At 58.7% G+C, this 14223-nt stretch carries 10 protein-coding genes; 3 read left to right on the forward strand and 7 right to left on the reverse strand.

Annotated elements, in window-relative coordinates:
- Nucleotides 1-22: 22 nt before the first annotated feature.
- Nucleotides 23-184, reverse strand: a complete 162-nt coding sequence (locus tag CU081_RS00630) for a DUF1127 domain-containing protein (protein WP_022650337.1) — start codon at nucleotides 182-184, stop codon at nucleotides 23-25.
- Between the two features lie 175 nt (nucleotides 185-359).
- On the opposite strand from CU081_RS00630, the gene CU081_RS00635 reads away from it, so the two are divergent.
- Entirely contained in the window at nucleotides 360-1775 is a 1416-nt protein-coding gene (locus tag CU081_RS00635) for an aminotransferase-like domain-containing protein (protein ID WP_003863072.1), read from the forward strand.
- 81 nt (nucleotides 1776-1856) lie between these two features.
- Here the strand turns inward: CU081_RS00635 and foxA are convergent, their stop codons facing one another.
- From foxA to CU081_RS00650, 3 genes are all read right to left on the reverse strand, one after another.
- A complete protein-coding gene (foxA, locus tag CU081_RS00640) occupies nucleotides 1857-3965 on the reverse strand; it encodes a ferrioxamine B receptor FoxA (protein ID WP_104456779.1) in 2109 nt (702 codons plus the stop codon).
- Between the two features lie 121 nt (nucleotides 3966-4086).
- A complete protein-coding gene (locus tag CU081_RS00645) occupies nucleotides 4087-5043 on the reverse strand; it encodes a helix-turn-helix domain-containing protein (protein WP_022650335.1) in 957 nt (318 codons plus the stop codon).
- A gap of 134 nt (nucleotides 5044-5177) precedes the next feature.
- On the reverse strand, nucleotides 5178-5411 hold the full coding sequence (locus CU081_RS00650; RefSeq protein WP_003863067.1) for a DUF2171 domain-containing protein: 234 nt from the start codon (nucleotides 5409-5411) through the stop codon (nucleotides 5178-5180).
- 219 nt (nucleotides 5412-5630) lie between these two features.
- On the opposite strand from CU081_RS00650, the gene CU081_RS00655 reads away from it, so the two are divergent.
- Nucleotides 5631-5816 carry a hypothetical protein gene (locus CU081_RS00655; protein WP_003863066.1) on the forward strand — a complete coding sequence of 62 codons (186 nt, stop codon included), beginning with the start codon at nucleotides 5631-5633 and terminating at the stop codon, nucleotides 5814-5816.
- Between the two features lie 38 nt (nucleotides 5817-5854).
- Here CU081_RS00655 and CU081_RS00660 read toward each other — a convergent pair whose 3' ends face one another.
- Nucleotides 5855-6976 (reverse strand): ribosomal protein uL16 3-hydroxylase, encoded by a 1122-nt coding sequence (locus tag CU081_RS00660; RefSeq protein ID WP_022650334.1) that lies wholly within the window; start codon nucleotides 6974-6976, stop codon nucleotides 5855-5857.
- A 134-nt stretch (nucleotides 6977-7110) separates the two neighbouring features.
- Nucleotides 7111-7716, reverse strand: a complete 606-nt coding sequence (locus tag CU081_RS00665) for an ATP-dependent Clp protease proteolytic subunit (protein WP_003863062.1) — start codon at nucleotides 7714-7716, stop codon at nucleotides 7111-7113.
- A 300-nt stretch (nucleotides 7717-8016) separates the two neighbouring features.
- Between CU081_RS00665 and CU081_RS00670 the strand changes: the two genes are divergently transcribed.
- Nucleotides 8017-8634, forward strand: coding sequence for a response regulator transcription factor (locus CU081_RS00670; RefSeq protein ID WP_003863061.1), 618 nt, complete (start codon nucleotides 8017-8019; stop codon nucleotides 8632-8634).
- A gap of 3 nt (nucleotides 8635-8637) precedes the next feature.
- Here the strand turns inward: CU081_RS00670 and CU081_RS00675 are convergent, their stop codons facing one another.
- Nucleotides 8638-14223: a trifunctional serine/threonine-protein kinase/ATP-binding protein/sensor histidine kinase gene (locus tag CU081_RS00675; RefSeq protein ID WP_003863059.1), complete on the reverse strand. Its 5586-nt coding sequence runs from the start codon at nucleotides 14221-14223 to the stop codon at nucleotides 8638-8640.

Below are 14223 nucleotides of genomic sequence, written 5' to 3' on the forward strand. Positions count from 1 at the left end.
GCGCCACCGGGCAACCCTATGCTCACACATCATATCGCGATAACCCGACGTCCTTGAGCTGCTCATCGCTCATCTGGCTCAGAATACGGCGGGTACGGTTGATGCGATACCAGTTACGCAGCGTTTTTGCGATCCAGACAAACACAATAAACGGACGTTTTGAACGATTCTCGTAGAATTCCATGATGCTCTCCTCACTGTGTCAGTGGGGTTATCATCCGGAAATCGGCCTGTGCAATACAGATGCAAAAACAACTTTTGTTTAACATACAGATCCGCTAAAACAGTATCTGCATGGCAATTTTCGCAGCAATCTGTACTGGTTTTATAATCTGTATGGTGAAAACAGAGGATACAGCATGACGCGCTATCAACATCTGGCCAACCTCCTGGCGGAACGCATTGAACAAGGGCTGTATCGCAGCGGCGAACGTCTGCCGTCGGTACGCACGCTGAGCCAGGAGCACGGCGTGAGCATCAGCACCATACAGCAGGCCTACCAGATCCTCGAAAACCTCCAGCTGATCACGCCTCAGCCGCGCTCCGGCTATTTCGTCTCGAAACGCAAAGCCCAGCCGCCCGTCCCGGCGATGACCCGTCCGGTACAGCGCCCGGTGGACGTTACCCAGTGGGATGAGGTGATGATGCTGCTGGACGCCCGCGCCGACAAAGAGATGATCTCCTTTGGCGGCGGCTCGCCGGATATTAACCAGCCGAGCCTGAAGCCCCTGTGGCGCGAGATGAGCCGCATCGCGCAGCATAACCCCGGCGAGATGCTGAGCTATGACGTGCTCGACGGGCGCCTGGAGCTGCGCGAGCAAATCGCCCGCCTGATGCTGGACGGCGGCTCCACCGTCGCGGCAAACGAAATTGTCATTACCAACGGCTGCCACGGCGCGCTGTCGATCGCCCTGCTCTCGGTGTGCAAACCGGGGGATATCGTGGCGGTGGAATCGCCGTCGTTTCACGGCACCATGCAGATGCTGCGCGGCTTTGACATCAAGGCCATTGAAATTCCCACCGATCCTGAAACCGGGATCAGCATCGAAGCGTTGGAGCTGGCGCTGGAGCAGTGGCCGATCAAGGCGGTGATCCTGGTGCCAAACTGCAATAACCCGCTCGGGTTTATCATGCCGGAGGCGCGGAAGAAGCAGGTCTTAGCCCTGGCACAGCGGCACGATATCGTGATTGTTGAGGATGATATCTACGGCGAGCTGGCGGCGGAGTATCCGCGTCCGCGCACCATTCATTCTATGGATATTGATGGTCGCGTGCTGTTATGCAGTTCGTTTACCAAGACCGTGGCGCCGGGCCTGCGCGTCGGCTGGATTGTGCCGGGGCGCTATTACGATCGGGTGATGCACATGAAGTACGCCGCGGGCGGGTTTAACGTGCCGGGCACGCAGATGGCGGTGGCGGCGTTTATCCGCGACGGCCATTACCATCGCCACGTGCGGCGTATGCGCCAGATTTATCAGCAGAATATGGAGACCTACACCTGCTGGGTGCGGCAGTATTTTCCGGCAGAGATATGCGTCACCCGCCCGCAGGGCAGCTTCCTGCTGTGGGTTGAGCTGCCGGAGACGGTCGATATGGTGTGCGTCAGCAAGCAGCTGTGCCGGCTGAAGATCCAGGCCGCGGCCGGGTCGCTGTTTTCCGCCTCCGGGAAGTACCGCAACTGCCTGCGGATCAACGTAGCGCTGCCGCCGACAGACAAAAATCGCGAGGCATTGAAAAAGATGGGTGAAGCGATTGTGATTGCGATGGAGGAGTAGTGCGGCATTTTGCCCTCACCCCGCCCCTCTCCCACAGGGAGAGGGAGAAAACCGCTCCCGCCACCCGGCAAGATCAACAACTCAGAACTTCCACGAAACGCTGCCCACAATGCTGCGTTCTGCACCGAAGTAGCAGTAAGAGAGAGAGTTACAGGCCGCGACGTAGCTTCTGTCCGTCAGGTTATTGACGTTCAACTGCGCGCTCACGCCCGTGAGCCCCACTTTCGACAGGTCATACCCCACGGTCATATCCACCAGCGTGTACGACGGAAGCGTATGGGTGTTCTGGCGATCGCTGGCGATCCCGTTGACATAGCGCACGCCGGAGCCGACGATCAGGCCGTCCAGCAGGCCGGTTTTGACGTCGTAGCTCAGCCAGGCGCTGGCCATGTTACGCGGGGCATAAACGGCGCGCTTGCCCTCCTCTTCCGGGCTGCTCTTCTTGTAGCGAATATCCGTGTAGGTGTACGCCGCCTGCATACGCAGGCTGTCGGTCAGCTGACCAATCGCCTCCAGCTCAACGCCTTCGGATTCGATTTCACCAATGGAACGGTACGGATCGGTCGGCTCCTCTTTAGTGGCAATGTTCTTCTGGTTGATGCGGAACACCGAGGCGCTGAACTGGCTGTTCATCCCTTCTGGCTCATACTTCACGCCCGCTTCCCACTGCTTGCCCTTCATCGGATCCAGGATATTGCCCTGCTCGTCGGCAAAGCTGGTCGGCGTAAAGGCGGTGGAGTAGCTGACGTACGGCGCAACGCCGTTATCAAACAGATACAGCAGCGCCGCGCGGCTGCTGAAGTTGTTTTTATCCAGATCGCTGCGGGTGTGGTTAAAGTTGTCGACGTTCGACACGCTCACCTGGTCGTAACGCCCGCCGAGCGTCAGGCGCCAGCGGTCAATGGACATCTGATCCTGTAGGTAGTAGCCGGTCTGGCGCAGCTTGTGTTTTTCCCTGCTGTACTGGGTGATGTAGTCCGGCTTCGCGCCGTAAACAGGATGGAAAGCGTCAATCGGCGGGAAGCCGCCGTAGTAGCCGGTGACGTTGTTGGTGCGGTCCTGGTAGTCCATGCCGATCAGCACGCGGTGGTTCACCGCCCCGGTGTCGAAGCTGCCGTCGACCTGGTTATCCAGGGTGATGGCGTTCATCTTCTCGTCAGAGCCGGAATAGCCGCGATTCAGCTCGGTGTCATTCAGCCAGCCTGCGGCATACACCTGGTTCAGCTCGACTTTGGTGTGCAGGTAGCGCAGCTTCTGGCGCACAGACCAGCCGCTGTCAAACAGGTGCTCGATGTTATAGCCGACCATGTTTTCCCGACGATCGTACTTGTCGTAATCGTCCTCGCCCTCGAAGAAGGTGTTGGAGATTTTCTTACCGCTGTGCGGTACAACGGTGCCCTCATATGGCAGGCCGGAGTGGCTGCCGCCTTCCGGATCGCGGTGCAGGTAGGCCATCAGATCCAGACGGGTGCTGTCGGTGATACGCCAGGTCAGGCTCGGCATCAGGGCGTAACGCTCTTCTTTGAGCGGATCGAACTGGGAATCAGCATAGCGGGTCATCCCGCTGAGGCGCACCGCCACGCGGTCGTTATCATCAACCGGGCCGGTCACGTCGAACATCGCCCCACGCTGGTTATTGTTACCGGCGAAGAGCTTAATCTCCCCGCCAGGATCGAACGATGGCTTACGGGAGGTGAGCGCCACAATCCCGCCCGGCGATGAGCGGCCATAGAGCACGGAGGCTGGACCGCGCACGACTTCGATACTGTCCAGGAACCACGGGTCAACCACCAGCGAGCTGTGGGAATTGGTGTCGCCCATCATCTTCAGGCCGTCGAGGTAGACGTTGTCCAGACTGCCGTCCGAGAAGCCGCGCAGCACCATGTAGTCAAAGCGGTTTGACGCCCCGATCTGGTTGCTGTAGACCCCCGGCGTGTAGCTCACGGCCTGACGCACGCTGGTTGCGCCCTGCTCTTCGAACTGCTCGCGCGTGACGATAGAGACCGACTGCGGGGTTTCAATATCCGGTGTTTCAAGCTTGGTGGCCGCAGACTGCATCTGCGAGGTCACCACCACGGTGTCAGTTTTTTGGGCATCCTGCGCCAGTAAAGGAAAAGCGACGCTACCGGTAACCCATCCCACCAGCAGTGCCAGACGCGATTTAGCAAACATAACCCTCTCCAGAGATATTTCTTATTGTTAATAAGAATTATTACCTTTTTGAGAGTGCAAACGGCTATGCGTACAGCCAGGTTACGTATGCGCGATGCTAAACCGCACGGGATGCATTCGCGCGACAGGAGAAATTACGTTAGCGGAGTTTGCGCACGTCACCCGGTGAAATCCCGTAATGACGACGAAACGCGGTGGCGAAGTTGGTGGCATGCTGATACCCGCACATCCACGCCGCCTGCTGCACGCTGTGGCCTTCCAGCAGATAGCGGCGCGCCAGCGCAAGGCGACAGTTGCGGAGATAGTCGAAGAGGGTGCAGCCATAGCGCTGACGGAACTTGCTACGCAGGCTGCTTGGGCTCATTGCAGCCAGGGCTGCCAGCTGCGCGAGAGTATGATCCCGTTCAGGAGACTGTTCCAGCAGGCTCCGCACGCGTTCAAGACGCGCATGCTCAGGGCGGCTTGGGCAAGGCTGCTGGCGCTGGTTGAGGCCATGGCCGAGCAGCTGATACATCAGCCCCTCAAGCAAAAGCTTGCGTGAAAGCACGCTTACCCCCTGCCGCTGCGCATGCAGAATACCTGACATCACAAACTCGGGAACCTGCCAGACAAACGCGGGTGCATTCAGGCTTTGCCATTCCAGAAGCAATGACTCAAGCAAGGCTTCACGTCCGGCATCGTGCGGGTACACGCCAAACGAGAGCGTTTTCAGCGTGCTGTCGGCATCGTGACGCGCGCTCATTACCTGATCTTCACTCAGACGTGAGCTGAACGCCATGCCCGGGCGGACGGGATAATTGATACCATTGAGCGTGAGCGTCACGCACCCTTCCAGCACCACCAGCATATAGAGCGGGCTGCTGTGGCGAGAGGTGGTTTCATAGGGCTGTAATACACGTACGTCGGAATGGGTCAGCGAAATGCCGGACGAGAGCATCATCTCTTCAACATTCCCCTGCAACACGGGGCTACCGCTGACCTGCGCCTCTTTTAACTGGGGGAAACGGTAGTCGATGCCATAGCGCTCGCCGAATACCTGAAAATCTTCAACAAAAAATATGCGTTTCGCTGATTTATTTTCACTCTGGAGCATCATTCGGGGCCTGCATCGGGAAAGGACAGGCAAAACAGTACCATCCATTTGCAATGGCAGCAATCACCGGGCGCAGACACTATTACGCTCCGGACGAAGCCGGAGCGAAGGCATATATTTCCTTGCGAGAGATATATTTATGCTTCCTGCCACTCAGCAAAAACCTCTTTATGGTTTTTGGTCAGGACAACTTTATTATCTTCGACTTTATCAACCCAGCCGAGAGGAATAAAATGGTGCTTGCCGCCCGATTCCGGATCGCTCTTCGCAAGCTTGATACGCTCACCATCAAGATGGTCCACAACCCCGACGTGCGTTCCGCAGCTGGCGACAACCTGAGTGTGATCCTTAATTGCGCTTTTATCTACCATAATTATTCTCCTGTTTCGGTTATTTGCCTGTTGCACGAAATTAACTGTAGCGCATAAATTAAGGCTTAAACGCCCTATTAGCATTTTGAAACATCATTGACAGAACCGAATATTCATTCTACTTAACTCCGAAATGAAAAAATAAGAATGAGATGAATTATTACCGACTGATTATTTCCCGTTCATAATTAACTTATCGCAACCAACGAGGAGGTATTTATGACGATTCGCAACAATCGGACAGAAATTTCGCTGGCTCTTGGTGAAGCGGTTTTAGACATCGTGCAAAAAGGCCATGAGTTATCGCGAGAGAATCTCGCCCAGGCGATGAAAATCAAAGCGGAGAAAGAGCGCGACGACGAGCGGCTTTTGAACTACTGGAAGGCGTGTAATATGCTGGTTTGAACGTAGCGGCGTTTAGGCTGACTAAACGCCGCCTGCTGTTACTCGTCGAAGTACCAGTACCCCTGGTTAATCAGCCCGGTGAGTTCGTCCACAAACGCCGGATTATTCAGCGCCTCGCCCAGCTCGGCCTGGCCGAGCTCGGTGTAGCGGCACAGCGCGTCTGCCCCGTTCACATCCGCCGTTTCCAGCTGTTCACTGTTGATAAAGAAGCTGCCGTTAACGTTCAGCACGCGCAGGCCGCTCAGGCGCGACAGCGTTTCGCCGCCCTGAAGCGCGTCCAGCACCTCTTCTGCGGAATACGGCGGCTCGGCGGCGGCAATATCCAGCTCGTGACGTGGCGTGGAGACGAAGCTGCCAAACCATTTCGTGAAATCATCCGGCTTGCTAATCATGTCGATCATCATCTCGCGAATGCGATCAAGCTCGTACTGCTCCACGCGGCCCGGGTGTTCGCGGCAGGTCAGATCCGGATCGCTGTAGTGTTCGCCGCCCAGATCGTTCTCCAGCGCATAGTCGGCAAAGCTGCTGATCAGATCGCGACCGTTCGGCCCGCGAAAACCGACAGAGTAGTTGAGCGCGGTTTCATGGGTGAAGCCGTCATGCGGGAATCCAGGCGGAATGTAGAGGATATCGCCCGGCGCCAGATCTTCGTCGATGATCGGCTCAAAAGGATCGACATGTAGCAGAGCCGGATGCGGGCAGAACTGACGCATCGGCAGCTTGTCACCCACGCGCCAGCGGCGGCTGCCCATCCCCTGGATGATAAACACATCGTACTGATCGATATGCGGCCCAACGCCGCCGCCCGGGACAGAAAAGGAGATCATCAGGTCATCGAGACGCCAGTCCGGCAGGACGCGGAACGGACGCACCAGCTCTGCGGCGGGCATATGCCAGTGGTTCACCGCCTGCGCCAGCAGGGACCAGCCGGTTTCACCGAGGTTATCGAAATGCTCAAACGGGCCATTGCTCGCCTGCCACTTGCCGTTAGCGTGGCTTACCAGGCGGCTATCGACTTCCGGCTCCATCGCCAGACCCGCCAGTTCATCAGGGGTAATGGGGTCGACAAAATTCGGGAAGGCATTTTTAAGTACAACGGGTTGTTTTTGCCAGTATTTTTCAAGAAATTCCGGCCAGTTCAGGTTCAGTTGATACGCCATGGTTAGCACCAGTGAGAGGGTAAACAGGCGCGATTATAGGTAAGAAAGCAGAGGGGGAACTTGTCATGGGTCAATCGAGCGCGTGTAGGTCGGGTAAGGCGAAGCCGTCACCCGACGCACACGCAGGCTAAAACTTAATCCAGGTTCAGCTCGTCATAATGGGTGATCAGTTTGCCCACGATGCCGTAGTCCAGCGCTTCCGCCGGTGACATCCAGAAGTTACGGTCGGTGTCTTTCTTCACTTTCTCCAGCGGCTGGCCGGTGGCGTCGGCAATCAGCTTGTTCACGCGTTCCAGCATGCGGATGATCTCCCGCGCTTCGATCTCAATATCCGTTGCCTGACCGCGCACGCCGCCCAGCGGCTGGTGGATCATAAAGCGGGTATTTGGCAGCGAGTAGCGGTGCTCTTTTTTCGCCGCCAGGAAGATGGTGATCCCGGCGCTTGCCACCCAGCCGGTGCCAATAACGTGTACTTCCGGACGGATAAACTTAATGAAGTCGTGGATGGTATCGCCCGCTTCTACATGGCCACCCTGGCTGTTGATGTACAGCTTGATCGGATCGTTACTGACGCTTTGCAGCAGGATCATCTGAGTGATGACTTTCTGGGCCAGCTCCTGGTTGATTTCACCGGAGATGACAATCGAACGGGATTCCAGCAGTTTTTGCTGTAGAGCGCCCGCGCCGTTTGTTCCTTCCGCTTTTTCTTTATCGTCACTGCTTTTCAGTGTGTAGTGCATCGTTATGTCCTCAGCTTGTCGCGCTCAAAATCAGAGTGTAGCCTGTTTTACCCGTCGGCGTCCTCACACAAAACATCGCGTGTCGTGCGCTGGCTCCGCCCCCGGAAAGGTCTCTAAAAACAGCGCTCCACTCCTAACTAATTCGCCACATTTTTATTACACTTTCATATCATCTTCATATTGGTAAATGATAATAATAATTAATGTGTTAGTATGAATGAGGATAGCAAACAGTCGCTTACGTTCAAAAAGGCGCTATTTTATTGTCGATGATTTACTGATCACACACCGGGGCGGTGAATGGAACACATTGTTTATGTGGTTGATGACGATGACACAGTCAGACAGTCCGTTGTCAGGCTGCTGGAATCCGCGGATATGCACGCCCTTGGCTTTTCCTCAGCAGAAGCCTTTCTCAGCCATCCCTTTGAGGATCTGCCCTCCTGCGTGATCCTCGATATGCAGATGCCCACGATAACCGGATTTGATGTCGCAGATGCGCTGAAAGCCAGCGGGCGGGAAATACCGATCATCTTTCTCACCGGTCACGGCACCATCCCTATGTCCGTCCGGGCGATCAAAGGCGGAGCCTACGAATTTCTCACTAAGCCCGTTGAATCCAGCGCGCTCATCGGCTCCATCGAATCCGCGCTCAGACTGGCACAGCACAACGCCGCCCGCGTCAAAGAGCACTACGCCCTGAAGCAGCGCCACATGTCCCTCACGCCGCGCGAGCATGAGGTGCTTGAGCTGGCCATCAGCGGCAAGCTCAACAAGCAGATCGCCGCCGAGCTGGGCGTCAGTGAGATCACGGTGAAAGTGCACCGCCGCCGGGTAATGGAGAAAATGCAGGTCCGCTCCGTGGCCGAACTGGTCAGGGCCGTCGAGCGCCTGACCAAACATCAACCAGTGGAATAACCGTTACTCCTCCTGTCCGGCAAGCGGCAACGCGAAGGTAAATACCGTGCCGTACGGCTCTCTGCGGCGCGCGCTCAGTTTCCCCCGGTGCCGTTCAATGATGCTGGCGCTGATGGTCAGCCCCATCCCCATTCCCTGCGCTTTGGTCGAATAGAACGAGTCAAAGATCCGCTCGGTGAGCTCCGGCTCAATGCCGCTGCCGGTATCGGCGATCTCAAAGATCACCTTCCCCTCGCCGCAGTTCGCGGTGGAGATCGTGATGCTGCACGGGCGATCCGTCACTTCCGCCATCGCTTCCATCGCATTCATCACCAGGTTAAGCAGCACCTGCTGGATCTGCACGCTGTCGCCGATGATAAAGCTGTCGTCAGCGTTCAGAAGATAATCAACGCTTATGTGTCGCAGCTCAAGTTCGCTGCGTGAAAGCATAATGATGTGGTGGATCAGGAAGTGCAGATCAATACGCGTAAACGTGGGGTCCTGCTTGCGCGTCAGAGACTGAATGCTGCGAATGATCTCCCCTGCCCGCTCGCCCTCGGCGGCGATCTCCTCCAGCCCCTCGCGCACTTTGTCCAGCCGCGCCGGATCGCGGTTGAGCCAGCGCAGGCTCGCGCCGGCGTTCGAGACAATCGACATCAGCGGCTGGTTGATCTCGTGCGCGATCGAGGAGGTCAGTTGCCCGACGGTGGTGGCCCGTGAGACTCGCGCCAGATCCGCCTGCGCCACCCGCATCGCATCTTCCGCCGCCCGCTGGCTGGTGATGTCGGTAATGATGCCGTAATACTCATTCACTTCGCTGCCGACGCCGACCGGATCGCCAATCCCGAGGATGTAGCGAACGGAGCCGTCGGTGCGGATAATGCGAAACTCCGCGCGCATCGACAGCCCGTCGCGCACGCTCTGGTTAACGAGGGTGCTGATCCGGCCATAATCGTCCTCATGCACGAAGGTTAAAAACTCCGCCATTGAGATCATCTTTTGCTGCTCCGGCAGGCCAAGGATACGGGCGTACTCTTCAGACATAAACATCAGATCCTGCACCAGCTCCCAGCGCCAACTGCCGGTATGGCTGATCTGCTCGCCCAGCATCAGTGAGGTCTGGCTGGCGCGCAGCTCTTTCTCCACCCGTCGGCGCTGGATGTTTTCCGCCAGCAGCTCGGCGTAAAGCCGCGCCGTCTCCAGCGAAACCGCCGCCTGCGCGCCCAGCAGGCTGACCACGCGCGAATGTTCGGCGGTAAACACTTCCGGCATCAGGCGGTTTTCCAGATACAGCACCCCCACCAGCCGCGCCTGTTTGAACATCGGGACACACATCACGGCGGCGCCGGACGTCACCAGATACGGATCCTGGCTGAACGGGTGGAACTCCTCCGGTTTGCCGGTGCGGATCTCCTGCCCGGTGCGGATCACTGCGGCCAGCACCGACAGCGGCATGTCCGTCGCCATCGGTGACGCCTTCAGGATGCGCACCCGCACCCCGTCGGTACTGGTCCAGGCACTGGCCTCGATCTCCGGGATGTGATTATCGCTAACGCGCAGCAGCAGGCCACGCTGCGCCCCGGCCCGTTCAAGCAGCAGCGTCATCAGGTTTTCAATTAAACGCTCGAGGTTAATTTCTTCGGACAAGGCGCGTGAGGCTTTGATGACGCTCTGTAAATCGCGGATCACCTCGTTCTGGGCGAAGGCCGCCGTGTCATACGCGCGGCTCTGCCCGGAGGCCAGCAGATGCGGGAAATCCTGCTCCAGCTGGCGCACCTTGGCCTGCGCCCCGGCGCGCCCCCAGGCAGCAATCGCGCCGCGGAAATGGGCGTCGGAGGCGGTAGGGTAGCCGCAGGCCAGCGAGAAACGCCCTGCCAGCTCGTGCGCCAGGGCATTGATCGGGTTAAAGCCGCCCTCCCGCGAGAGCCGCACCGCTTTTTCATACTGCTCCAGCGCGATGCTGTTCATACCGTCCAGACGGACGATTTCGGCGTAAATCAGCGCTTCTTTATCGGCAAACGTGCCCGAATTGATCCGCGCCCAGAGGGCAATTTTGTCGTAATGGTGATGAATACTGCGGCGATAATCCGCCGAGAAGGTCTCCGGCGTGAGCTGGCGGGAGAGCGCCAGCGCGCTGTAAAAATGGTAATCCAGCAGATGAATATGACCCGGCGCGGACCACGCATACCAGCCCGCCCTCTCTAAATCCGCCTGCGCGTCGGCGTATTCGCCGCAGGAAAAGTGCGCCATCCCGCGATAGAGCCAGTACCAGAACAGCATGGTCGAGGTCTGCTCGGGCGCCTGCTCCGGCGGCGCGGGCAGCAGATCGTCAGGCAGCGCCTGGGCGGCGCTCCATGGGCCCGTCACCGGAGTGCGTAAAAACTCCACGTAGCGGCGCTGAATGTGCAGAACGGTTTCAATGTCCTGGTAATCCGTTTTGCGCACAAAGGCCAGACCGCGATCGATGCTGGTCAGCACGCCATCCAGATGATCGCCCCGGGAGAGGAAGTTAATGATCTGATGACAGGCCGCGAAACAGGCCATCGTCATGTCGCCGTGGGTCACCGCCGAGGTAAAGCAGGCCTTTGCGCACTCGATAGTGTACGACAGCGGCTGGGTCCAGACGCTGAGCTGGTCGAGCGGCAACAGAGTTTTGGCTTCATAGGCATCATAGCCGTGGCGGTTCACCAGCTCACGAGCCAGCGTGCCGTACTCAAATCCGAGACGGTATTCGGCGTAGCGGTGACCAATCAGCACGCCAAACCAGGCCATCGCCGTGGTGGAGGCGCCGGTGATGCCGTGATCGAGCGTGAGGTGCATCATCCGGCACAGGAGTAAAAAGTGCAGGCGCGGGCAGGTAAAGCTGGCGAAAATACTGGCGCTGTAAAGCAGGTTCATCACCGCTTCGGTCTCTGCGTTCTCCATCAGCTTAAGCTGAGAAAACGGGTTCAGCGGCGCGTCGGCGGTGCGTTGACAGAACTGCTGCCAGGCCTCGTCACATTCGGCATTTTCCGGGTAGCGGCTGATCTGGATCCCGAACACGCCCAGCCAACATAACGACGCCTCCAGCGCCAGGCGGATCTCCGACTGGCGCATATACACTTCCGCCAGCAGGTTGGCGGCCAGCGCTTTCTCCGTCAGCCCGCCCGGTGAACCGAGGATCGCATCGCACAGCGCACGCGTACGCTCCAGGTGCCCGAGCGCAAACTCACAGCCCGCCTCTTCGATATCCAGCATAAAGTCCGAGACCGGGCCCGCATTCCCCAGCGCTCTGGCGGTCTGGATATAGCTTAAGGCGGAAAGGTAATCGCCGGTACGCTTCGCACGCCGCGCGGCCTGAAGGCTAAGCTCCCGGAATCGCTGCCGCTGGGGTGCAGGCTGGATGCAGTCCAGCGCGGCGCTGACGTGGTGAACCGCGCGGAACAGCAGTTCGTTGCCCGCCGTCTGCCGTGCGGCATCCGCCAGCAGGCTGGCGGTGGTCAGGTGCAGATGGCTTTTCTCGCCCTCATCCAGCAGGGCAAAGGCGGCTTCCTGCACCCGATCGTGAGTAAAAACGTACTCTTTCTCCGTCAGCACAATCAGCTGAGCAGTAACCGCCGGGTGAAGCGCGTAGCGGATTTCCGCCGCCGACCGCCCCACCACGCGGCACAGCATCTCCAGCTCGCCCGTGCAGCCGAGGCAGGCGATGCTGCCCAGCAGGCGGCGCGTCTCGTCGGGCATCTCCTTGAGCTGTTCAAGTACCAGCGTCACCACGTTTTCGGTGTAGTGCCGGGCGCGGATGGCCTGGAGATCGTAATGCCATTTCCCCTGATATTTGTTGTGCACCACCAGTCCGTCATCGACGATGCGACGGAAAAACTCCTGCACGAACAGCGGGTTGCCGCCGGTTTTTTCATGGATCAGCGTGGCAAGATCGGCGGTGCCGCTACTGCGGGCATGAAAAATTCCCCCGAGCCAGCGCGCCACGGCCTTCACCGACAGCGGCTGCGGCACAATCGTCGTGGCGTATTGCGCCGCCTCCGGCAGGCTCGCCAGCGCGGTCTGCAAGGTGGGATCAGAAAGCGAACTGAGATCGCGGTGCGCCACCACCACCAGCAGCGGGATGGCGCCGCAGGCGCGCAGCAGGTGATCGAGCGTTTGCAGGCTGGCGGCGTCGATCCACTGTACATCATCCAGCAGCAGCACCAGCGGCGCGCCCTGGGTGGCGAAGGTTTTCACCAGCGCCAGCACCATATGGCTGAAGCGCGCCCGCGCGTCGATGGAAAAGGTATCCGCGGAGAAACGCGGTTTGTTCTCAAGGAGTAAATTCAGCTCCGGCACCAGGCTGACGGCCAGCTCCTCGAAGCCTTCCAGCGCGCGCGACAGACGGATTTTCCACGTCGCCACCTCCCCGGCTGGCAGCCCGAGCAGGTGCAGCGTGAGCGTCCGAAACGCCGAACTCAGCACGCCGTAGGGCAGCGTGGGAGAATATTGATCGACCTTGCCCACCGCCAGCAGCACCTTGCGCTGTTGCAGCGATTTCAGCGTGGTGGCGATCACGGAAGATTTGCCGATCCCCGAAGGTCCCCCAATCGTCACCAGTTCCGGCGCACCGCTCTGGCTGACCCGCTCAAACGCGGCGATGACGTCGCTGGCCTGCGGATGCGCAGAGAAAAGTGAATCGGCCAGATGGATCGCCGGAGAGCGATCCTGCTGGCCGGGAATAAAGTCGACAATTTCGCCTTCAACGGTCAGCGTCGCCTGGCAGCGCCTGAGGTCGGCAATCAGCCCGTCGACGGTCTGATAGCGATTCTCCGGATTCTTCTCCAGCAGCTTAAGGATAATGGTCGACAACATGCCGGGTACGTCCGGGCGCACCCGACCCGGCGCAAGCGGTTCAGAGGCAATGTGATAATGCGCCCAGTTGGTCTGGTCATCAGCGCTCAGTTCAAACGGCAATCGCCCGGTCAGAAGTTCATAAAGCACGATCCCCAGACTGTAGAGATCGCTCCGGCTGTCAACGGCGCGCCGGGTACGCGTGGTGTGTTCCGGTGACATGTAGGCGGGCGTGCCGCCAGACGCGGCAAGCCGGGACTGGGAGAAGGCGTCGGAGGTGCCGCAGGAAAGACCGAAGCTGCACAGACGGCAGGTGGCGTCGTGATGAACGAAGATCGACCCGGGTTTGATATCGCCGTGGATCAGGTTGTGCTGATGCATCTGGCGCAGGGGACCGCTGATGCGGATCGCCATCTCGATAAAGCGGGCGATCCCGGAAATCGCCTTACCTGCCCGGCACGCCAGCAGTTCAAAGCAGAACGGCGCGTAGACCAGCGCAAAACGTCCGCGGTACTGGGTTGTAGCGACGGGCCGGATAGCCCAGCCGTCATGAAGGCGATCGCGCAGGGCAAACTCGTTTTTCAGCAGCCGCGTTGCCCGCTCCTCTTCTTCATCGCTGACCGCGGTGGCAATAATAAACGAACCGCCGGACTGGGGATGCCGCCCGTTCATCCAGGAGATGCCGCCCTCCTGCGCCAGCACGGTAAAAATGACATCCTCTTTCAGAACAAAAGCCCGCCCTTCATGGAGACTACCCCGGGCGGGCCAAAATGCAGGCGACGTATGTTCGTTCAT

The organism is Enterobacter sp. CRENT-193, assembly GCF_002787395.1.
Lineage (GTDB): Bacteria > Pseudomonadota > Gammaproteobacteria > Enterobacterales > Enterobacteriaceae > Enterobacter > Enterobacter hormaechei_C.

Excerpts from the sequence above, each read along its gene's own strand:
- CU081_RS00650 (WP_003863067.1), bottom strand. The coding sequence starts at position 5,411 with ATGGTAGATAAAAGCGCAATTAAGGATCACACTCAGGTTGTCGCCAGC.
- CU081_RS00660 (WP_022650334.1), bottom strand. The coding sequence starts at position 6,976 with ATGGCGTATCAACTGAACCTGAACTGGCCGGAATTTCTTGAAAAATAC.
- CU081_RS00670 (WP_003863061.1), top strand. The coding sequence starts at position 8,017 with ATGGAACACATTGTTTATGTGGTTGATGACGATGACACAGTCAGACAG.
- CU081_RS00630 (WP_022650337.1), bottom strand. The coding sequence starts at position 184 with ATGGAATTCTACGAGAATCGTTCAAAACGTCCGTTTATTGTGTTTGTC.
- CU081_RS00655 (WP_003863066.1), top strand. The coding sequence starts at position 5,631 with ATGACGATTCGCAACAATCGGACAGAAATTTCGCTGGCTCTTGGTGAA.
- CU081_RS00675 (WP_003863059.1), bottom strand. The coding sequence starts at position 14,223 with ATGAACGAACATACGTCGCCTGCATTTTGGCCCGCCCGGGGTAGTCTC.
- CU081_RS00665 (WP_003863062.1), bottom strand. The coding sequence starts at position 7,716 with ATGCACTACACACTGAAAAGCAGTGACGATAAAGAAAAAGCGGAAGGA.
- CU081_RS00645 (WP_022650335.1), bottom strand. The coding sequence starts at position 5,043 with ATGATGCTCCAGAGTGAAAATAAATCAGCGAAACGCATATTTTTTGTT.
- CU081_RS00635 (WP_003863072.1), top strand. The coding sequence starts at position 360 with ATGACGCGCTATCAACATCTGGCCAACCTCCTGGCGGAACGCATTGAA.